Source organism: Natronobacterium gregoryi SP2 (genome assembly GCF_000230715.2).
Lineage (GTDB): Archaea > Halobacteriota > Halobacteria > Halobacteriales > Natrialbaceae > Natronobacterium > Natronobacterium gregoryi.
On record NC_019792.1, the window covers coordinates 2877102 to 2897362 of the forward strand.

The 20261-nt window shown below is 62.6% G+C and carries 13 protein-coding genes; 7 read left to right on the forward strand and 6 right to left on the reverse strand.

The window, feature by feature from the left end; genetic code table 11:
- Window positions 1-67: 67 nt before the first annotated feature.
- Both NATGR_RS14340 and NATGR_RS14345 read left to right on the forward strand, forming a co-directional pair.
- Window positions 68-1870, forward strand: a complete 1803-nt coding sequence (locus NATGR_RS14340) for a cation:proton antiporter (protein ID WP_049887810.1) — start codon at window positions 68-70, stop codon at window positions 1868-1870.
- Window positions 1863-3596: a cation:proton antiporter gene (locus NATGR_RS14345; RefSeq protein WP_015233737.1), complete on the forward strand. Its 1734-nt coding sequence runs from the start codon at window positions 1863-1865 to the stop codon at window positions 3594-3596. Before NATGR_RS14340 ends, NATGR_RS14345 begins: the two co-directional genes overlap by 8 nt.
- Before the next feature lie 102 nt (window positions 3597-3698).
- Here NATGR_RS14345 and NATGR_RS14350 read toward each other — a convergent pair whose 3' ends face one another.
- The 4 genes from NATGR_RS14350 to NATGR_RS14365 all read right to left on the reverse strand — a co-directional run bounded on the left by NATGR_RS14350 (window position 3699) and on the right by NATGR_RS14365 (window position 10238).
- Window positions 3699-3908: a hypothetical protein gene (locus NATGR_RS14350; RefSeq protein WP_015233738.1), complete on the reverse strand. Its 210-nt coding sequence runs from the start codon at window positions 3906-3908 to the stop codon at window positions 3699-3701.
- Window positions 3909-3997: 89 nt separating this feature from the next.
- Window positions 3998-5695 (reverse strand): NAD-binding protein, encoded by a 1698-nt coding sequence (locus NATGR_RS14355; RefSeq protein WP_005578175.1) that lies wholly within the window; start codon window positions 5693-5695, stop codon window positions 3998-4000.
- Complete coding sequence (locus NATGR_RS14360) at window positions 5688-7445, reverse strand: cation:proton antiporter (RefSeq protein WP_005578176.1); 1758 nt, start codon at window positions 7443-7445, stop codon at window positions 5688-5690. The genes NATGR_RS14355 and NATGR_RS14360 overlap by 8 nt, the downstream gene beginning before the upstream one ends.
- Before the next feature lie 603 nt (window positions 7446-8048).
- Window positions 8049-10238 carry a phage tail protein gene (locus NATGR_RS14365; protein WP_005578177.1) on the reverse strand — a complete coding sequence of 730 codons (2190 nt, stop codon included), beginning with the start codon at window positions 10236-10238 and terminating at the stop codon, window positions 8049-8051.
- 594 nt (window positions 10239-10832) lie between these two features.
- Here NATGR_RS14365 and NATGR_RS14370 point away from each other — a divergent pair.
- Window positions 10833-12245: a hypothetical protein gene (locus tag NATGR_RS14370; RefSeq protein ID WP_231990885.1), complete on the forward strand. Its 1413-nt coding sequence runs from the start codon at window positions 10833-10835 to the stop codon at window positions 12243-12245.
- A 256-nt stretch (window positions 12246-12501) separates the two neighbouring features.
- Window positions 12502-14967 carry a heavy metal translocating P-type ATPase gene (locus NATGR_RS14375; protein WP_015233739.1) on the forward strand — a complete coding sequence of 822 codons (2466 nt, stop codon included), beginning with the start codon at window positions 12502-12504 and terminating at the stop codon, window positions 14965-14967.
- Window positions 14968-14997: 30 nt separating this feature from the next.
- On the opposite strand, the gene NATGR_RS14380 is transcribed toward NATGR_RS14375, so the two are convergent.
- A complete protein-coding gene (locus tag NATGR_RS14380) occupies window positions 14998-15696 on the reverse strand; it encodes a phosphoribosyltransferase (RefSeq protein ID WP_005578181.1) in 699 nt (232 codons plus the stop codon).
- A 420-nt stretch (window positions 15697-16116) separates the two neighbouring features.
- On the opposite strand from NATGR_RS14380, the gene NATGR_RS14385 reads away from it, so the two are divergent.
- Window positions 16117-16524 (forward strand): hypothetical protein, encoded by a 408-nt coding sequence (locus NATGR_RS14385; protein ID WP_005578182.1) that lies wholly within the window; start codon window positions 16117-16119, stop codon window positions 16522-16524.
- Between the two features lie 199 nt (window positions 16525-16723).
- On the forward strand, window positions 16724-17998 hold the full coding sequence (locus NATGR_RS14390) for an IS4 family transposase (protein WP_015233740.1): 1275 nt from the start codon (window positions 16724-16726) through the stop codon (window positions 17996-17998).
- Window positions 17999-18245: 247 nt separating this feature from the next.
- Here the strand turns inward: NATGR_RS14390 and NATGR_RS14395 are convergent, their stop codons facing one another.
- On the reverse strand, window positions 18246-18476 hold the full coding sequence (locus NATGR_RS14395) for a hypothetical protein (RefSeq protein ID WP_005580719.1): 231 nt from the start codon (window positions 18474-18476) through the stop codon (window positions 18246-18248).
- Between the two features lie 480 nt (window positions 18477-18956).
- On the opposite strand from NATGR_RS14395, the gene NATGR_RS14400 reads away from it, so the two are divergent.
- A complete protein-coding gene (locus NATGR_RS14400) occupies window positions 18957-20261 on the forward strand; it encodes a hypothetical protein (protein ID WP_005580720.1) in 1305 nt (434 codons plus the stop codon).

The window sequence follows — 20261 nt, forward strand, 5'->3', positions numbered from 1 at the left end:
TCGGATCGCATCGAGAGGACAACGCATAATGCCCTCTTACACGAAGGGAGAGACCAACACTCCTCTGATGAGTGAAATCGCCCTTGCGGCCGATTTCGCGATCATCGTCGTCGTGGCGACGATCATCGGGCTAATCGCCCGACAGACGGGCCAGCCGACGATCATCGCGTACATCATCACGGGGATCATCCTCGGGCCGGTCGCGTTCGACATCGTGACCGACGAGGGGCTGGTCGAGTTGATGGGCAATCTCGGCTTTGCATTCCTGCTGTTCCTGCTTGGCCTGAAGATGCGCTTCGAGGACATCCGTGAGATTCTCCCGGCCGTGACAAACGTCGCCATCGGTCAGACCGTACTCCAGACTGCGCTTGCGTTCACCGTGGCGTGGGCACTCGGGTTCGGCACCGAGGAGATCCTCGTCATCGCGCTGGCCACCGTCTTCGGCGCGACGCCGATCATCGTCAAGATCCTCACCGACAAAGACGAGATCACGAGCCTGCCGGGGAAGATCGACGTCGGCGTCCTCATCGTCCAGGACATCTACCTCGTCGTCGTCCTCGCGCTGTTTGCGACCGACGAACTCGGCGGCGCGGCCGACATCGCGTCGACGCTCGGCGTCATCCTCGTGATGATGTCCTTTATCGCCATCTTCTCGCTGTTTTCCTCTCGGTACGTTCTCCCCGGACTCTTCCGGCGCATCGCGGACAACAAGGACGTCTTCCTCGTCGTCGCCATCGCCTGGGCATTCCTGTTCGTCGCCATCGCCGAAGCCACCAACCTCGATCCGAAGGTCGGCGCGTTCCTCGCCGGCCTAAGCATCGCCCAGCTCCCCTACAGCAAGGAACTTGAGGATCGGGTCACCCCGATCACGGACTTTTTCATCCTCGTGTTCTTCGCCACCATCGGCCTCCAGATCGACGGGCTCTCGAGTCTGCTGGCCCACTGGTGGGAGGCAATCGTCGCCTCGACCGTCCTGATGGTCGGTAACTTCTGGATCATGTTCTACCTGATCGATCGCGAAGGGTTCGACGTCGAGACGTCGTTTCTGGCCTCGATCAACATGGTGCAGGTCAGCGAGTTCTCGCTGATCGTCGGCGCGCTCGCGATCGAACAGGGCCTCATCGGATCGGACGTACTGGGCTATTTGAGTCTGATGGCACTGTTGACGATGGGGCTCTCGACGTACATCATCTCGTACAACTACGCGATCTACGCACGGCTCGAGCCGTGGTTCCGTCGGTTCGAGTCCGACGAGAGAAAAGACGCCGAGATCAGCACCTACGACGGCCACGCCATTGCGATCGGCTACGACGAGATCACCGAGCGGGCCCTGCCGCGACTCGAGGCGGAGTTCGACGACGTCGTCATCATCGACCGTCGAACTGACCACATCGAGGAACTCGAGGAGGAAGGCCGGTACGAGTACGTTTTCGGCGACTTCCGCCACACCGAGGTTCGGAAGGAGGCGAACCTGAACGCGGCCGACTTCGTGTTGAGTTCGAGCGTCGAACGGGAGGTCAACGAGGCGTTGCTCAGGGAGGTCGACGACGAGGCGACGGTGTTCGTCGAGGCCGAGCGGATCGACGACGCTCGCGCGCTGTACGACCGCGGTGCCACCTACGTGATCATGAGTACGCATCTGGCCGCCGAGAAGGTAAGCGAGTACGTCGAACTGTACGTCACCGATCGCGACCGGTTCGACGACGCTGTCGCCAGCGATGTCGACGTGATCGAGGCGCGGCGACGCCGCGGCCGACGGCGATTCGGGGAGGACGAGCCCGGCTCGAGTCCGGGTGTCGACGGGGACCCGATCGGTCCCAGTCCCGACTCGCTCGAGGATCGCCGCTCCGGAGGTGAGTTCCGTGACTGAACAGCTCGTCGTCACGCTGGCCGTCGTCTTCGTGGCCGCGGGACTGCTGTCTTTGGTCGCCAACCAGTTTGGGCTCTCCCCGATTCCGTTTTATATCATCGCCGGGTTGATCGCCGGGAGCTTCGAGACGGTTACCCAGGAGGAAATCATCGTCCTCGCTCAGTGGGGCATCGCCTTCCTCGTGTTCGTCTTCGCCATCCGGATCGACTTCGGTGACCTCGAGTCGATCCTTCGTGACGCGGAACTCGCGGCGGTCACGCAACTGATCGTCGTCGCACCGCTCGCGTTCGCCGTCGGCTACGTGTTCGGGGACCTCTTCGGGTTCGAAAATCAGGTCCGCAACGCCGTCTACTTCAGTGCGGCCGTCGTGTTGAGTTCCTCGCTGGTCGGTGGCGTCGTGCTCGGTTCGGAGATCCGTCAAAATCTCGTCCACGGACGACTGGCGTCGTCGGTCCACTTCTTCGACGACCTCGTCGCGATTACGTTGCTGTTGATCCTCAGTACGGAGGTCGTGACGGCCGACGCGATCGCAGCCCAGATCGGGTACGGCGTCTTGTTCGTCGTCGCCGGCTTGCTCATCTACCGTCACGGATTCCGACTGCTGGTTCGACTCGCCGACGGCGACGGCGAACTCGTGTTGGTGGGCAGCATCTCGATCCTGATCACGTTCATTGCGGCGGCGGAGTACGTCGGCCTCTCGATCGTCGTCGGCGCGTTCGCGGCTGGGATTGCCATCCGGAGCGACGGCACCCAGGCTCTCGACGTACAGAACGGGATCGACTCGATTACGGACTTCTTCGTCGCTATCTTCTTCGTCACCGTCGGCGCGCTCGTCGTCGTCCCGTTCGTCGACCTCGACTGGAGCGCGTCCATCGAGGTTCTGTCGATCGCAGCCGCACTCGCGGTACTCGTACTCGTCTTGAACCCGGTCGTTCACACTCTCTCGTTCGTGTCCGAAGGATACGACGCTCGAACGGCGTTTCTGGCTAGCTCGAGTCTCAACCAGGTCAGTGAGTTTGCGCTGATCATCGCGATCCAGGCGCTAATCCTGACGGAGACGATCGCAGCGCCGATGTTCGACGCGATCATCCTCGCAGCCGCAGCGACGATGGTGCTGACGTTCCTGGCCCGACGGACCGAAGACGCCGTCTACGAGACTATCGTCGCCAGGCTCTTCCGCGGACAACGGACCCGGAAGGTCGACGATCGAAGCAGCGTCGACGACCTCGCCGACCACGTCGTCGTGGTCGGCTACGGCCGGATCGGCCGCCGCGTCGTCGAGACACTCGAGGAATTAGACTGTCCGTACGTCGTCCTCGAGAACGATCCGGTGCTGTGGGACGAGCTCGACGTCGAATGCCGAAACTACGTCCTCGGGGACGCACTGTCGGCGTATCCGTGGGAGAAAGCACAGCCCGAAGACGCGGCGCTGATCCTCTCGACCGTCGATCACCGACCGGTGTCGGAGGCGGTCCTCGAGCGCGATCACGAGACCGACGCCGACATCCTGTTGCGATCCGAATCCGCCGAGATTGCGGGCGAACTGCTCGAGTCCGGCGCGACCCACGTCGCCGTCCCGAACGTCCTCGCGGGCGAGCAGTTGCTCGCCACCGTCGACGCCCTCGCCGCGGGGGAGACAGACCCCGAGACGCTCGAGCGCGAGCAACGGGAGTACTTCCAGGCGCTCGAGCGGTACGGGTTCGCGACGCGGAACGAACGGGTCTAGTACTATCCCAAGCATGGACCGACTAGTTGAGAGTTGGCCAAAACCGATCACGATTCTCGATCAGAAGTGGAGTGCACTAGTCAGAGTAGACTTGGGACGCTACTAGAGCGACAATCCCGACACTGGGCCGCCGAAGTACTCGTGGACGCCAACGACGAGTATCAGTCCGGCGACGAACAGCGGACCGGCGACGATCGTCGAGAGGTCGATCGCGCCCGCCACCCCGAGTGCGCCGACGACCAGCAGTCCGACGCCGGCCGCGTAGACGAGCAGGTTTCGACCGAAGGCGAGTAGCCTGTTGATTTCGAGCACGATCGAACGAACACACAGGAAGCGAAAAGGGCTGCTGATCCGCACCGATCGAAACCCGCCGCCGTCGAACCTGTAGTGGCGCGAGAGTGTCAGCGGAGGTGAAGCGGTACGTAGTCGGCTCGTCGCTCGAGTTCGGCTCGCTGCTGTTCCCGGAGGTCTTTGCGGGTCAGGTCCCCGTCGAGCAGTTCGCGAACCTGCTGGGTCAACTGCTGGCCCGCGAGCAGATCGGGCTGGCCGACGTAGAGCGCGCCCTCGTCGAGTAGTTCCAGGGCTGTCGCCCGATCGGACGCTCGCAGCGTCGCCTCGGCGTCGGTATCAAGCGAGAGGATACGCCGCGAAACCGGCTGAGAGTTGACTGTCGAGACGACGAGTTTTGCGTCGGCAGCGTTCGCTTTCTCCCAGGTGTAGGTTTCCATGGCGTCGCCGACGACGACGGCCTCGCACTCCCTGGTGATCTCCTCCCGTCGGGCAGGGTCGTTCTCGATGACCACGTAGGGGTGACCCATCTCCTCGCAGGCCTCGACGAGGGTTCGTCCCTGTCGACCGTAGCCGACGATGATAACGTGATCGGCGAGGTCCGCGGGCACGTCGCTCCACTTGTCGATCCGGTCGTGGCGGCCGGTGATTACGCCACGGTCGGCGAGCGTGCGGTAGATTTGCTCGTCGTACCGGTGGGTCAGACTCGAGGTTACCATCGTTATCGCGGCCGCGAGGATGATCGCGTCGAAGACCGCTTGGCTCACGGCATCGAGCACGACGGCCTGGATTGCGATGATCAGCGCGAACTCGCTGACCTGATCGGTGTGGAGACTGGCAAGCGTCGCCGAACGGGCCTCGTAGCCGCGGGCGACGAGGATCACCGTGGTGAGAACTGGCTTTACGACTGCGGTCAGAACGACGAGACCGACGACGAGCACCAGTTTCTCGATGGACGCAGCCCACGTGATGTCGCCGACAAAGGGGAAGACGACGAGTGCACCGATCGTCACGAAGAAGATAGCGACGAAGAAGTCCCTGATCGACTGGAGGCCGTTGAACAGCCCGAGGTAGTCGACGGGATCGTACCGGACGGCGAGCCCGGCGGCGAACGCACCGACGACGATCGAGATGCCGGCGAACTCGGCCGCACCGACGAACACCGTGAGCAACGCGACGACTCCCAGAATCATGAGTTCGTCCGAGTCACCGGCCAACTGGCCGATGAAGTCGAACAGGTACCGATTGACGAACACGGCACCCAACAGCAACGCCACCCCGGCTGCAAGCGCCGGTCCGACGTAGCCAATCTCGAGCGAACCCGCCCCCAGAAGTAGGATAAAGAGAATAGCAAGCAGGTCCTGGACGAACTGGATCGATCGGACGAGTCGGCCGCGAACGGGATCGGAGTTGACGGTGCGTTGCAACAAGGCGGTTCCGACAATCGTCGACGAGAGTGCAGCCGCGATCCCAAGGTAGACTGCTTCCATCGGGGGGACGCCGAGGACGATGCCGAACCCGACACCGAGCGACCCGACGACCAGAATTTGGCCGAGCGCCGCGAATTCACCGTCGGCAAGCACCGTTCTCACACCCGAGAGATCGATTCGGGTTCCGAAGGTAAACACCAGCAACGCGATCCCGTAGTATGCGAGCTCGAGCAGAAGGTTCGTGTCGTCGATGAACCCTCCGGCGACGATCCCTGCGAGGACCAGAAACGGCACCGTCGGGAGCTCGAGCCGGTTCGCCACGAGCAGGAACGGCCCCGCGGCCAGGAAGATGATCGCGACTGCCGTAAGCAGGTCAGTCATCGAGCTCACCTCCGAGGCGGTCCCGATCGGACGGGATCGGGTCCGGCTTCTCGAGCAGTTTGACGTCGCTGTCCATCGCTTTCACCAGGGTGTCTTCCTCGTCCTCGAGGTATGCCCGGAGGTATGTTGCGAGTCTGTCGGCTGCGAGATGTGGGGTCATGATGACACAGTGGGCACCGTTCGCGTAGAGGTCGCGCGCGTGTTCGATCTGTTCGGCCTCAACGAAGACGGTTGCGTCCTCGCTCACTTCCCTGAGCAACGCCTTGTTCACTGCTACTTGGACCGACCAGGAGAGGACGAAATCGGCCTTTTTGACGGCCGCGTCTTTCCGTATCGTCGAGTTTCGGAAGTCACCGTAGATCGCGTCGTATCCCTCCTCCTCGAGCGTTTCGACGTGGTTTACCGTCCGATCGACGACGACGACATCTTCGTATCGGTCGGCGAGTAGTGGGAGCGCGTTTTTCGTCACGTCGTCGTAGCCGATGACGACGGCGTGGTCGCGATACTCCTGCTTGCCGCCCTCGAACTCGCCGTCACCAGTCCACCGTTCGAGTGTCGGCTCGAACCGGTCGAACAGCGCGTGGTTGAATTCGACGAAGTAGACGGAGACACTCATCGTGAAGATTGCGAGGAGAGTCATGAACCCGAGCACTTCTGGCTCGATGAATCCGCCCTCGAAAGCGACGGCCGCAACGATGATGCCGAACTCGCTGACCTGGATCATGTTGATCGAACCGAGGAAGGTCGTCTCGGTATCGAACCCTTGCCAGTCGATCAGATAGAAGAAGATGACGAACTTCACCGGCATCAAGATCAGCGCGGCGACGATCGCCTCCTGCCAGTACTCGAGCAACTGGGCGGCCTCGAGGTCGAGCGCGACCGAGACGAAAAACACCATGACGAACAGGTCGGTCAGCGGGTTGACCCGGTCTTGGAGTTCCTTGCTGTAGGGGAGCTGGGCGATGGCCAGGCCCGCCATGAACGCGCCCATCTCGATCGAGAGGTATGCTTCGATGCCGAAGGGGGCAAGGAAGAGGTTGATGTTATCGGAGACGAAGACGAACAGGAACGCCCACGAGAGAGCGACGAGGAAGAAGACGTCTTTGTCGTCGGCGATGCGTCTGAAGATTGTCGGCAGCACGGATCGGGAGGCCCCGATGGCTGCGATCGTGATGATTGCGACGAGGACGAGCACGACGCCAAGGGTCGTGGCAACCTCGGCAAGATCGTCCGGGCGGCCGGCCGCGAGCACTGCCAGGATGATGACGACGACGATGTCCTGGACCAGCAAGACGCCGACGTCGATCTTCCCGTGTAACGAGGTCGCCTCGTCTTTGTCCGTGAGCATCTTGATGACGACTGCCGTCGAACTGTACATCACCGCGAGCCCGATGAGAAACGCCTCGAGAAGACCGAAATCGAGCGCCAGTGCCACGCCCATCCCGGCGAGGAAGACCGCGGTCATCTGCGGAATCGAGATCTTGACGATCGGCGAGAGGACGTGACGCACCTCGTCGAGGCGCATCTTGATTCCAAGCAAGAACAGCAAGAACGCGAGTCCGAGTTCCGAGAGCAACTCTGTGAGTTCGCTGACCTCGACGACACCCAGGACTGCCGGTCCGAGCACCACCCCCGCCAGGATGTAGGCGATGATCGTCGGTTGGCCGGTTCGCTTCGCGAGGAATCCAGCTAGCGTCGCACCGAGGACGATGACAGCGAGATCGACGGTGAGTACTACCTCGGAGACCATGCTATTCTGTTCGTTCAGTTGGGGCGAATTAACGGTGTCGAAAGCGGGCGTCGCTGAACGGCGACTCTCCCACCGAAGTTATCTTCTCAATATCACTTTGGGAGGGACGACGACCCGCTGACGGGTTCGTCGTTCGGAAGAAAAATCGACGTTACCGCGGTCGCAGGATTCTTCGTAGGCTTGGCGTTTCTCTGTACTCGGTCGTCAATGGCTGGCTACGCCTGCACTGCTGGATCGAACCCGGTCGTGTCGGCCGATTCGGTGCAGCAGTCGACGCTTGGCGGAGTACTAGTACCGTCCCAACCGTCGACTGACGGGTCGAATCGAGCCACACCGCCAGATTCGACCGATCAGTTCAGGCTTGGCCCGCCACTAGTGCTTTGGCAAGCCTTAACGGATGAGTGAAACCGAATGCGGTCGTCTGGGTTCACTCAGCAGTCGACGCTTGGCGGAGTACTAGAGCGTGCTACACCGTACAGCAGGACTGGTTACGGGCATCCTGCCGTCGGCGGAGTTCGGGGCTCGGACGGGTTGCTGTCCGTCAGTGCCGGCACACTCGCGACCCGAAGCGGTTGCACCGAGACGTCGGGACAGTCATCCGTATCAGCATCCGCTCCGGTTCTTCTCTGCTTTCTTCGCCCACTTTTGGGCCTTCCTCGTCTGCTTTTTCCGTTTGCGCTTCGCGCGCTTTGCCGCCGGTTTCGCGCGCTTCTTTCGCAGCCGCTTCTTGTCCGGCGGTCGAATGACTGGTTCCGGCTCGGGCACAGGTTCCGGCACCGGATCGGGCTCGGGTATCGGCTCGGGCTCGTCCTTGGTGAACGCGAGAATGTCGCCAGCGACCGCGATACCGTCGGCGACGACGACGGCCCGGAACTCGTATCGCAGACCCGTCTGGAGGCCAGCGATCACCGCGTCGAACGCGGTCGGCGCTGCGAGCGGCTGGAACTCCGTCTCGAGCCACTCGTCGGTTCCAGCAACCCGATACTGGAAGAAGGCGTTGACCTCGTCGAAGTCACCGAGGTCGACGAGTTCGCCGTTGAGGGTGGCCGTCGACTCGTTGACATCCGTCGCGGGCTCGGTGACGACAGTCGGGAGATCGACGTCGGGTGCCTCTTTCGTGAACGTCAGCGTCTCGCCGGTCGCTACCACGTCGTTGGCGACGGCGACGGCCCGGAACTCGTACTGGAAGCCTTCCTCGAGACCCGATATCTCCGCGCTGAACGCGGTCGGTCCCGTTACCGTCGTCGGAGCAGTCCCGAGCCACTCGTCGGCGCTGACGACCCGATACTGGAAGAAGACGTCCGCGTCGTCGAAGCCACCGAGGTCGACGAGTTCGCCGTTGAGGGTGGCAGTCGACTCGTTGACGTCAGTCGCGGGTTCGGTGACGACCGTCGGCAGGTCTACTGGCGGCTCTTCTTTCGTGAACCGCTGGGTCGGGCCGACGACGACCGACTCGTTGGCGACGGCGACGGCCCGGAACTCGTACTCGACGCCGGGCGTCAGCCCGACTGCCTCGGCGCTGAATGGGCCGGGTGCGGTGAGCGTCTGGGACGCCGTCGTCGTCCAGTCCTCGGCCATCCCAGCGATCCGGAATTGGAAGAAGACCTCGACCTCGTCGAACGTCCCGAGGTCGACGAGTTCGCCGTTGAGCGTCGCACTCGCCTCGTTTATCTCGGTCGCGGGCTCGGTACCGACCGTCGGGAGCGTCACCTCCGGATCGGGATCTTCCTTCGTGAACGTCTGGACCTCGCCGACCGTCCGGACGCCGTTTGCGACCGCGACCGCACGATACTCGTAGTCGTTGCCCGGAACGACGTCTATCTCCGCGCTGAACGGACCAGTTCCGGGGAGTACCTGTGGAGCGGTCTCGAGCCACTCTTCGCTCCCGACGATACGGTACTCGAAGAAGACCTGGATGTCGTCGGCAGCGAAGTCACCGAGGTCGACGAGCATACCGTTGAGCGTGGCGGTCGACTCGTTGACGTCGGTCGCTGGCCCCGTCATGACGGTCGGCTGGACGACGGGCTCGAGTTCCTTTCTAAACGTTCGTATCGAACCAGTTACCGTCGTAGTATCCGGCGCGACGGCGACGGCCCGGAACTCGTACTCGAGACCGCTCTCGAGTTCCGGGACGGTGGCGCTGAACGGTCCGGGAGCGGAGAGGTCCAGGGGTTCGGTCGGCAACCACTCAGTCGTTCCGGCGACCCGATACTCGAAGAAGACGTCGACAGTTTCGAAACCGCCCAGACTGGTCAGTTCGCCGTTGAGCGTCGCACTCCCGTCGTCGACCTCGGTCGCCGGGTCAGTGATGACCGTCGGGCGCTCCGGCGGATCGGGGTCTTCGACGCAGTCGCCTTCGCTGATCGTCAGTATCGGATTCGCACCGCCGCCGTTGAACTCGACGAACGCGGACTCGACGGTGCCACCACCCGGTTTGAACACTTCGAACTGGATCGTCCCCTGGGGACCGCCGGGGAAGAATCCCTGGACCGTCTGGGTCGTCCCGTCAGTAAAGGTGACGGTGAGCTGGGCGGGCAACTCGAGGGGTGGCGCAGGTTCGCCTGGCTCTAGCGCGCCGCCGGGCGTGAGTACCCACTTCCAGAATCCCAGTTCGCCCGGGCAGTCCTGTGTCGCGTTTTCGCTTCCCTGTCCGCCCCACTGGAGGATGCGATCGAAGCCCTCTCCTGGTTCCTGCTGAGCGCCGGCCGTACCGGCACCGAACAGGCCGCCCAGTCCGATGACAGTTCCACCACTCGCAGCGAGGAATCGGCGTCTGTTGGTCGAATCGACCATACGCGAACGGCGACAGGAGGGAGTATTGTTATCTGTCTTATGTGAATCGAACGGTGGCTGATACGTTCCTGTATCCCGATATTTCGGTCGTATCGACGCCGAGCCGTGACCGGCCGATGCGGACGTCGGTTCTCGGCCGTCATTGAGTCGCGTCGGGCGCGCGACGGTCGCTCGCCGCCCGAGGTCACAGTCGGCACCGACGGCTCGAGTCACTCACACTCCTGTCGGGAATCGAACGGCGTTCTGTCCAGCGGCTGTGGCCGAACGGTCCGGTTTCCATCGGGTCAGCGACGACTGTCGAGATGGAGTCGGCCCGCTCGAGGTGGTCGCCTGCGTGGTGCTGTACGCTCGGCTTTCTTCTCGCCCGGCGACAGAAAGACGACCGTAGCCGTTCATAGACCCTCGTTTCCGGACTGGATCGAGGCGATAGCCGGTGCCTGCAATACGTCTGTTCTCGTGACTATTTTCACTCGCTGACGGTCAGCACGGTAGTATCGTCGTGAGAAGCGGTAGTTCACCGATTACAAACCGTCAGTGTATTGGAGGCTTCCTCACTCACCGGAGCCGGCGATGGCCGGTGGCCGGGAGACCACCATGACCGACGAACGTACCCTCTCGCGACGGGACAGTCTCAGGAGTATCGCCACGACAGGCACACTGGTCGGCGGTGCCGGGTTCGGACTCGGTACCGCGAGCGCACACGAAGACAAGAAGAAAGAACAGGGCGACAAAGACGGCAAGAAAGGGAAAGACGAGAAGGGCAAGAAAGGGAAAGACGAGAAGGGCGACTACGACGAGAGGCTCGTCGACTTCCAGGCGTGCGATGCCGCCTTCGTGCGCTTCGAGACGGAAGACGAACTACCGGCTGCCGTCCGCATCGTGACGTACAACGCCGTCGACGAACGGATCGAACACGTCGCCGTGACGGTGACCGCAGATCGAGTCCGCCAGTTCGCCCGCTACGGGACGGACCTGGTCTACGAGTTCAACGTCTCCCAGTTCTACGACCGGCCCGCGGACTCGAGCGACCGGGTTCTCGCGGTCGCGATCGACGGCCAGCGCGTGCTCAACCCGAACGACTGCGCTACGGCACCAGTCGACGCCAAGAACGACGAGGACGCGACGATCGACCTCGACGCGCTCTCGTACGACGGTATCTGCGTCGACACGACGCGTGACACCGCACGGTTCCGCGTCGCTAACGACAACGAGCGGACGGTCACCATCGATTACGTCGTCGCCGGCGGCGAGGAAGGGAGCGTCACCATCGCAGGCAAGAGCGCGACGTACTTCGAAGTCGGGACGACCAGCTCCGACGGTGCGGCGACGGTGTATTTCTACTACGGCGACTCACAACTCGCCGTCGAGGGAAGCAACCAGGATCGAGAGTGCATCCCCCGCGACCGCCTGCGTCTCACCGCCCGGTGTATCGAAATCTGCGAGGGCCGTTCCCGGTTCCGGGTGACCAACTACGAGAGCAGGCCGCTGACGCCGACCATGCGCGTCGCCGGCACCGAAGGCGACGCCGCAGTGACCGTCCCCGGCAACCAGGCGGTCGACCTCTGGGTGGAGACGATCGATCCCAACGCGGTCGTCCAGCTATTCTACGAGGGCGAACTCGTCGACAGCGAGGGCGTCCCCGACGAACGCTGCGAGAACGACGTGGACGTCGACGCCGACGACATCGAACTGAAGGCCGTCAAGTACGACGACAAGAGTCACGACGTTCCGTACGGCAAGTTCCGTGCGACCAACGCAGGCAAGACGAACGCTCCGCTCGAGTGGCGACTCGAGGACGACGACGCGTACGGCTACGTCTGCGTCCCCGCGGAGGGAGCCGCGGAGTTCTGGGTGCGACTCGGCGAGAAGGCAAAAGACGGCGTCACCGTCGGCCTCTACCACGACGACGAACGCGTTGCGGAGGCGAAGGTCGACGACACGGTGAAGAAGAGCCGCAAGGACGGCAAGGAGAAAAAGAAAGAGAAGAAAGAACAGAAGGGACACTGATCGCGATCGTCGGCTGACTGACGCGGTTCGCGTCCGTTCCTTTCCGTCGACGAGCGTTCGTGGAGCCGTGGTGCGTCGATCCGTCTCGATTCGGACGGTCTGCCGTGACGTGTGGGTTCTTCCGGCAGGTCGCAGGTGTGTCGGCAGCGGTTGCTCTCGAGGAGTCGTTACGTCCGGTGGGGCCGTCACGAGAGCACTCCCACGGCGACGAGCAACACCGTTTAGCCTGTGATTTCTCAGAACGGCGGCTGTTTTAATGTGCTCGGCGGTGCACGAGGCGGTAGTGAGCGAACGACGACCAGAATCGAGCGCAGAGACCGAGCGCGGGGAGCGAACGTGTTCCGTCTGTGATACCGCGTTCGAGCAATCGGCCACCGAGATGGCGGCCGATGCGTTCTGTTCGGTCGGCTGCCGGGAGATCGATCGAACGCTCGAGGACGGGCCGTCGAACGCGGACGCAGACGAGCGGGGCCCGAACGTTGGGAACGGTGTCACTACCCACTTCCGCGTCGACGGTATGCACTCGGCGATCTGCGAGTCGTTTCTCGAGTCGACGGTTACCGACCGCGACGGAGTCGCCGACGTCGCCGCGAGCTACGTCACCGAGACGGTTCGCGTGGACCACGATCCCGACCGCATCTCGAAAGCCGATCTCAGGGACTCGCTGAGTCGGCTGGGGTACACTGCCTACCTTCGCGAGGAGACATCGGAGACTGCCGACGACGTGACCCGGCGCTCTCGAGAGATGGCCGGTCTCCGGAAGCGCCGGACCGAAGACATGCTCGAGATGCGGTACGTCGTGGGGATCGTCTTCGGGTCGTTCTTGCTGGTCCCTTACCTCGCGGTGCTGTACCCGGTCTATCTCTCGTCGTTCACCGACTACGGGATGATACACCGCTACGGACAGGCGTTCGCCGAGTTCGACGGCTTTCTGTTCTTTCCGTTTTTCACTGTCGTCACCGGGGCCGTCCTCTACCTGACTGGGCTCCCGCTCTTACGGGGTGCCTACGTCAGTCTGACACTCCGGCGACCGAACACGCACCTGCTCGCCGCGCTGACGATCGTCGCGGCGTACGCATACGGTTCGCTGGCGATCACCACCGGACAGGTCGAACTCTACTACGACCTCACCATCGCCGTCGCCGCGCTGGTGATGGCCGCGGTCTTCTACGAGGCGACGATCAAACGCCGCGCGCGAAACCGGCTGACCGAACTGACGATCTCGCAGGTCGAGACGGCCCGCGTCTACGACCCTGGCAGCGACGAGACGGTGCGGGAAATTCCCGTGGACGAAGTCGACTCCGGCGACCGTCTCCTCGTCAGAGAGGGCGAACGCATCCCCGTCGACGGTACCGTAGAGAGCGCGTGTACGGTCGACGAGGCGGTCGTCACCGGCGAGTCACTGCCCGTCTCGAAGAAACCTGGCGATTCGGTCGTCGGCGGCTCGGTCGTCCAGGCCGACGCGGCAATCGTCGACGTCGGCGAGGAGACGACGAGCAGCATCGACCGGATCACCGAGTCTGTTTGGAACCTCCAGAGCGCGACCCACGGCACGCAGCGTCGTGCCGACGCCGTCGCCGCCGTTCTCGCGCCGCTCGTGCTCGGAGTCGCCGCCGTCGCTGGCATCGTCGCGTACTTCCAGACCGGAACTGGCCTGGGGGTCGCCTCGGCCGTCCTCGTGACCGTCATCGTTGCGAGCCCGTGGGCACTCGGCTTCGCAACCCCCGTCTCAGTCGGCGCTGGCCTCCGTGAAGCCCTCGAGCACGGCATCGTCGTCTTCGACGAGAGCGTCCTCGAGCGCTTGCGGGGCGTCGATGTCGTCGTCTTCGACAAGACGGGGACGCTGACGACCGGCGAGATGTCGGTGCTCGAGACCGACGCACCGGCGGAGTTACTAGCGGCTGCAGGCGACCTCGAGAGACACGCTGTGCATCCGGTCGCGGAGCCGATCACGGCGGCCGTCGGGAGTGACGACGGAGAAGTCGGACGCGTCGACGAGTTCCGGAGCCACCCGAAGGGCGTCTCTGGAACGGTCGATGGGAAGCGCGTTCTCGTCGGCCACCCAGACCTGTTTCGAAGCGAGGGCTGGACGCTCGAGGACGATCTCGCCGAGCGCGTCGAGACCCAGCGGGGGTTCGGCCGGCTCCCGATCGTCGTCGGCCGAGACGGCCGTGCCGAGGGTGTCGTCGTGGTCGGCGACGAACCCCGTGACGACTGGGACGAGACGCTCTCGAGTCTCGGAGAACGTGACATCGCGGTCGTGGTGTTGACTGGCGACGACGAGACGGCGACGGAGTACTTTGCGGCTCACGCGGCGGTCGAACACGTTTTCGCGGCCGTGCCGCCGGCCGGAAAGACCGAAGCCGTCAGACGGCTGCGAGCCGATGGCCGCGTGGCGATGGTCGGCGACGGAACGAACGACGCGCCCGCGCTCGCCGAGGCGGACCTGGGCATCTCGCTGGGCAGTGCGACCGCGCTCGCGGCCGACGCAGCCGACCTCGCCATCGTCGACGACGATCTCCGAGCGGTCGAGCGTGCCTTCGAACTGGCCAGTGCGTCTCGACAGCGACTCGAGAGCACGCTCGGACTGGCGCTCGTCTACAACGCGATCGTGCTCCCCACGGCCCTGTTGGGCGCGTTGAATCCGCTCGTCGCGGCCGTGGCCGTCGCAGTGTGTAGTCTGCTCGTCGTCGGTAACGCGGCGCGGCCGTTGCTGTCTTGACGGTGCACGTCGGGACGAAAGCCGTGTTCGTTAGTCGTCTGCCAGCGTCCACTTCCCGTCCTCGGTCGACTCGACGACGCCTCGTCGTTCCATCTCCGTGAGCACCTCGGAGAGTCGATCTGGCTGGGCGATCTCCATCTCGATACGGTTGATTCCGTGCACTTCCGAGAGGGAGTGGCGGATCTCCTCTTGGGTGAACGACGCTTCTGTCGCCTGGTCCATCGTGCCGGAGACGAGATCGACCATGTCTTCGATGAAGTTCCAAGGGTAGACGACCCAGGTCCAGTCCTCGAGCCGTTCGCCGACGTAGTCGGGCTCGTACTCGCTGGTGCCGAGCAGTTGCAGCGTCGCGGTGCGGACCTCGCCGGCGTCACGGTCGTCGACGTACTCGTGAGCGCGTTCGATCGAGCCGCCGGTGTCTGCGATGTCGTCGATGATCAGCACGTCTTTCCCCTCGACGCTGCCTTCCGGCATCGGGTAGCGGACGGTCGGCTCACCGGACTTCTCGGCGGTACCGACGTAGTGTTCCATCTTCAGACTCGTCAGATCGTCCAGCCCGAGGAAGTCACAGAGACACCGACCAGCGAACCAACCGCCACGGGCGAGCGCGACGACGACGTCAGGTTCGAACTCGTCGGAACGGACGTCGTCGCTGACGTCCCGACAGAGGCTGTAAATGTACTCCCAGTTCGTTATCGTGCAGTCGAAGTCGTCCGGTAAGTCGGACATCTGGTGGCCACCTGTCGGAAATTGAAGCGGCGATCCCCATAAGTGGGCTGAAACGCACCTCGTTCTCGCGACCCGTATAATAGTTCCTAGCTATGACTGTTAGACCGTCGAACGGTTTGGCGTACCGATGTCCTCTACGCGGGAGTCCGAGTACCCCCTCGAGTGTGAGAATGTGATGGGCGTCGACTACGACGAAAGCGAAAGCGGACGACGGTGTCGATCGACGAGGACGACGGGGCGAGGGAACGTTCTCGGTGTTGAGTCCCGACGGTGCGCCGACATCGACGGCACGTCGAATCCGCGGTGGGCCGACGGGGGCTCGAGTAGCACAGCGCCCTCGAGGAGTTTCAACTGTGTTGGTACATCGGTAAAATGTTTCTCTCAAAATACTTTTCTATCGCGGTTTCGTGGTCGATACTGATGCCCATCGATCGCTGGCAGTCAGTTCGAACGCTGGTTAGATCGCGCGGTGAGGGATCTCCTCCCGGTGATATCGTCGGTATCGCCGCCGCCCTGGTGGGTGTCGGCGGATACGCGTTCGTCCTCGGCTATCTCGTCCAGTTCAGCGGTCCCGTCGTCGAGGGAGGAACATCGCCGCAGACGGCCGCGAGCGTTCGGTTTCTTCTCTTCGGTGCTGTCTTGCTCGCGCTCGCCGTCGGCCTGTACCAGCGGCGGCCGATCGCGTGGTTCGGCGCGGTCGGCGGCACTGTCCTCTCGCTCGCCGCATCACTCGCCGCGAGTCACGTGGCCCGCCCGATCGCGCTCGTTTCCTGTCTTTTCCTGCTCGGACTCCTTCTCGCCAGACGGAACCTGTACGTCGAGTTCTGATACGGTTTCCTGTAACTGAGACTGTCATAGAACTCTTCACAAGGGCAGTTCTCGCGCTGAATAGCGTCAAATAACCGTTCGGTCTATCCGTCTTTAGCTAAGCGAAGAACCACGTGACAGCAGCGGCTTATCGAGACATCTTTTCGAGAGGAATGAGGAGGCAACGGCTGTGTCCACCAATGCCTCCTCATCTCGGATTATGCGTCGGCTCACTACACTGTTTCCCTCTGAGTTCCTCGAAGAGCACGCCGAGGAACTCGGCGTGATCGAACGCGACCGCAAGCTCCAGATCCCTGCCTTCGTCTGGGCATTCGTGTTCGGCTTCGCCGCAGGCGAAAGCCGAACACTCGCTGGCTTCAGACGCAGCTACAACTCCACTGCCGACGAGACGATCTCTCCCGGCGGCTTCTATCACCGGTTGACGCCGTCTCTCGCAGAGTACTTCCGCGACCTCGTCGAGGCCACGCTCGACGAGGTCGCTGTCCCTGACACTGTTGACGCCGATATCGACCGATTCAAGGACGTGATGATTGCTGATGGAACCGTCCTGCGGTTGCACGAGTTCCTTGCCGATGAGTACGAAGCTCGCAAGGAGGAGCAGGCTGGAGCGAAGCTCCACCTGCTCCACAATGCCACTAAGCAGACGATAGAACGTCTCGACGTGACTGACGAGAAAACGCACGACAGCACGTTGTTTCACACAGGATCGTGGCTCGAAGATCGGCTCGTTCTGTTCGACCGAGCCTACTTCAAGTACCGCCGCTTCGCGTTGATCGATGAGAACGACGGCTACTTCGTGAGTCGGCTGAAAGAGAGCGCAAATCCGGTCGTAACGGAGGAATTACGGGAATGGCGCAGCCGCGCCATTCCCTTGGAGGGTGAGCAGATCCACGATGTTGTGGATGAGCTGCACCGCGAGTACATCGACGTGGAAGTCGAAGCCGAGTTCGACCGAAGACCGTACGGCGGGACGCAATCACGCGATACGAAGCGGTTTCGCGTCGTCGGCGTCCGCAAAGAGGACGCCGACGACTACCACCTGTACATCACGAATCTCCCGAGAGAGGAGTTCTTGCCGTCGGATCTAGGGACGATCTATCGGTGTCGGTGGGAGGTGGAGTTGCTGTTTCGGGAGTTGAAGACGCAGTACGAACTGGACGAGTTCGACACGACGAAGAAGCATGTTGTCGAAATTCTGCTGTACGCGGCGTTGCTGTCACTGCTCGTGAGTCGTGAATTGCTCGATCTGGTCACCGAACAGGCGGACGGTGAGATCGTGTTTCCGCCGGAACGCTGGGCGGCGACCTTCCGGTCGCACGCCCAGCTCATCCTCCACGAACTTGGCGAATATCTTGGCTACTCGCCGCCACCGCTGCTTGACCGACTGATCGACGACGCACAGAAGATCCACCAGCAACGCCCAGTGTTACAAGAGACGCTCGCTACCGCTACGCAACCGAGGTGTGAGTCTTAGCTAAAGACGAATAATCCCAGGTGATTATGTGTTTGGCACTGCTGCCTATGAGATCCATAACGAGTATGATTACTACTACGGAAATCCAGACGAAAGCTAATTTACAGTAGTTCTGATTTTTGCTGCGTTATTTAGGTATCGTGATGAGTTCACTGACGACTGACGACAGCTCGCTGCAGACGGCCTCGAGCAACCAGATACAGACGCGAACCCACCGATCACCGTTGACATAGTCGACCTCGCCAAGTCAGTCGATGTTGACCGCCGCAATCTCGAGTAGAACGGTGACGTTTGGGTACTGGCCGACCCCTCGTTCCTTGACCAAGACACGAACGATATGTTTCGTCGACCCCTTTGTGTAGTCACTGATCGGTTGACCGAAGGTGACATCCACTACCCGTACGATCGTCTTGAGAACGGCGGTCCACGTGCCGAGTGGATCGAACGCTGCCTCGAGTCTGGAGAGATCGTCGACCAAAGTCGGTCCGTGGTGGGGAACGGAAAGGCGTCACGGACGACCAACGAAGCCTCGATTCTTTCTATAATCTGGTATCCACTAGTGTCAGATATTGGGTGGTATGGCCTAAATAGCTGGTTCGGTTGCTCTATTGCTTGAACAAAGCCGCATTTGGCATAGAGATACCTCCATTAGCCCATACCGGCCCCGATATCGCGACGCGATGCGTACGGGAGCCGTCCGGGTCCGAACCGTCGACAGACCGATCCAGTCATACGACAAACTGCTACTCGATGACAGTTAAATCTGCGATCGAAACCGGGATCCCATGCCAGTCCGTCGCTAGAGGCTGTACTACGCTCTTACCCGCCTGTACGATATACCTGTCCGCTCGAGCGCGAGACTACGGGTTCCCTTCGAAACGGCCGAACGGTCAACGATACCGACCGTTTTTGACGCGGGTCGTGATGGCTCGAGACGGTGGCCAGCGCCGGTTATACCATGTCAGCTATCGTCATCGACGAGGTTTCCGCCGACGGACAGGTTCTCGAGTGCGAGCTACGACCCCGAGGAGAACTAAAGCGATTCTTCACCGGGAAGCCGTTCGAGGTCGACTACGACCGGTCCATCGAGGGCGTACCCGAAGGTGTGCTCGCGATTCCTGCCCTCGCACACGTCTGTCCCGTCGCGTGGGCCAACGGCGCGGACGTCTACGTCGACGAGGTCGACGCGACCTTCGCCCGGGCGCTCGCGGATGTTCGGGACGTTCTCGACTCGATGTACGACTTCATCGAGGGTGGAGAGCTGTACGCCCGACGCACGATCGATCCCGAACCCGACGCCCGCGGCGAGAGCGCCCTGCTTTTCACCGGCGGCGTCGACTCGACCTGTTCGTACGTTCGCCACCGCGAGGAGGAACCGATTCTCACGAGCATCCGCGGCTGGACGATCACGCCCGATCCGGCGGACGACGGCGACTGGGCGGACCTCACTGAGCGCATCTCGACGTTCGCCGACGAGCGCGGGCTGGAGACGGCCTTCCTCGAGACGAACGCGCTTTCGGCGCTCGATCACGCGATGTTGCTGGCCCACTACAGACACCGCGTCGACGGCTCCTGGTACAGCTCCGTCGGGCACGGCCTCGGGCTGCTCGGACTCTGTGCGCCGATGGCGTACGCTCGCGGCGTCGAGGACATGTACGTCGCCGCGACCCACTGGGAGGGGATCGACCTCGAGTGGGGCTCCTGTCCAGAGATTGACGACCGCGTCCGGTGGGCTGGCACCCGCTGTCATCACGACGGCTACGAACTGACCCGCCAGGAGCGAATCGACGCGATCGGCGACTACGTCGACAGCGAAGCGCCGACGCTCGAACTCCAGACCTGTAACCGGCGGATGGACGGCAACTGCGGCGAGTGCGAGAAGTGTTACCGGACGGCAGTCGGCCTCCGGCTGTCGGGGCTCGATCCGACGGCGCGAGGGTATCCGTTCTCCCACGAGGAGTACGACGAGATCCGTCGCTCGCTCGAGACCGGCGTGTGGGAACTCGGCAAGGACGAACGGTACATGTGGGCGGACATCCGCGACCGCGCTCGCGAGACGGAGCCGATGTCCGCGGCCGAACGACAGTTCTTCGAGTGGCTGTCGGCGGCAGACCTCGAGGCACTGGTCTCCGAAGCGAAGTCACCGCTGACTCATCGGCTCCTGCGGGCGGGTGCGCGGAACGCTCCCGTGAGCGTCTACGACGTCGCTTATCCGACCTGGCGGACGGCAAAGTCGACGCTCGAGCGGGTTCGGTCGCGATAG

Bases quoted from the DNA above. Each gene is read 5' to 3' on its own strand.
- NATGR_RS14400 (WP_005580720.1), top strand. From the start codon at position 18,957: ATGTCAGCTATCGTCATCGACGAGGTTTCCGCCGACGGACAGGTTCTC.
- NATGR_RS14385 (WP_005578182.1), top strand. From the start codon at position 16,117: ATGCCCATCGATCGCTGGCAGTCAGTTCGAACGCTGGTTAGATCGCGC.
- NATGR_RS14380 (WP_005578181.1), bottom strand. From the start codon at position 15,696: ATGTCCGACTTACCGGACGACTTCGACTGCACGATAACGAACTGGGAG.
- NATGR_RS14375 (WP_015233739.1), top strand. From the start codon at position 12,502: ATGTGCTCGGCGGTGCACGAGGCGGTAGTGAGCGAACGACGACCAGAA.
- NATGR_RS14365 (WP_005578177.1), bottom strand. From the start codon at position 10,238: ATGGTCGATTCGACCAACAGACGCCGATTCCTCGCTGCGAGTGGTGGA.
- NATGR_RS14355 (WP_005578175.1), bottom strand. From the start codon at position 5,695: ATGACTGACCTGCTTACGGCAGTCGCGATCATCTTCCTGGCCGCGGGG.
- NATGR_RS14370 (WP_231990885.1), top strand. From the start codon at position 10,833: ATGACCGACGAACGTACCCTCTCGCGACGGGACAGTCTCAGGAGTATC.
- NATGR_RS14390 (WP_015233740.1), top strand. From the start codon at position 16,724: ATGCGTCGGCTCACTACACTGTTTCCCTCTGAGTTCCTCGAAGAGCAC.
- NATGR_RS14360 (WP_005578176.1), bottom strand. From the start codon at position 7,445: ATGGTCTCCGAGGTAGTACTCACCGTCGATCTCGCTGTCATCGTCCTC.
- NATGR_RS14340 (WP_049887810.1), top strand. From the start codon at position 68: ATGAGTGAAATCGCCCTTGCGGCCGATTTCGCGATCATCGTCGTCGTG.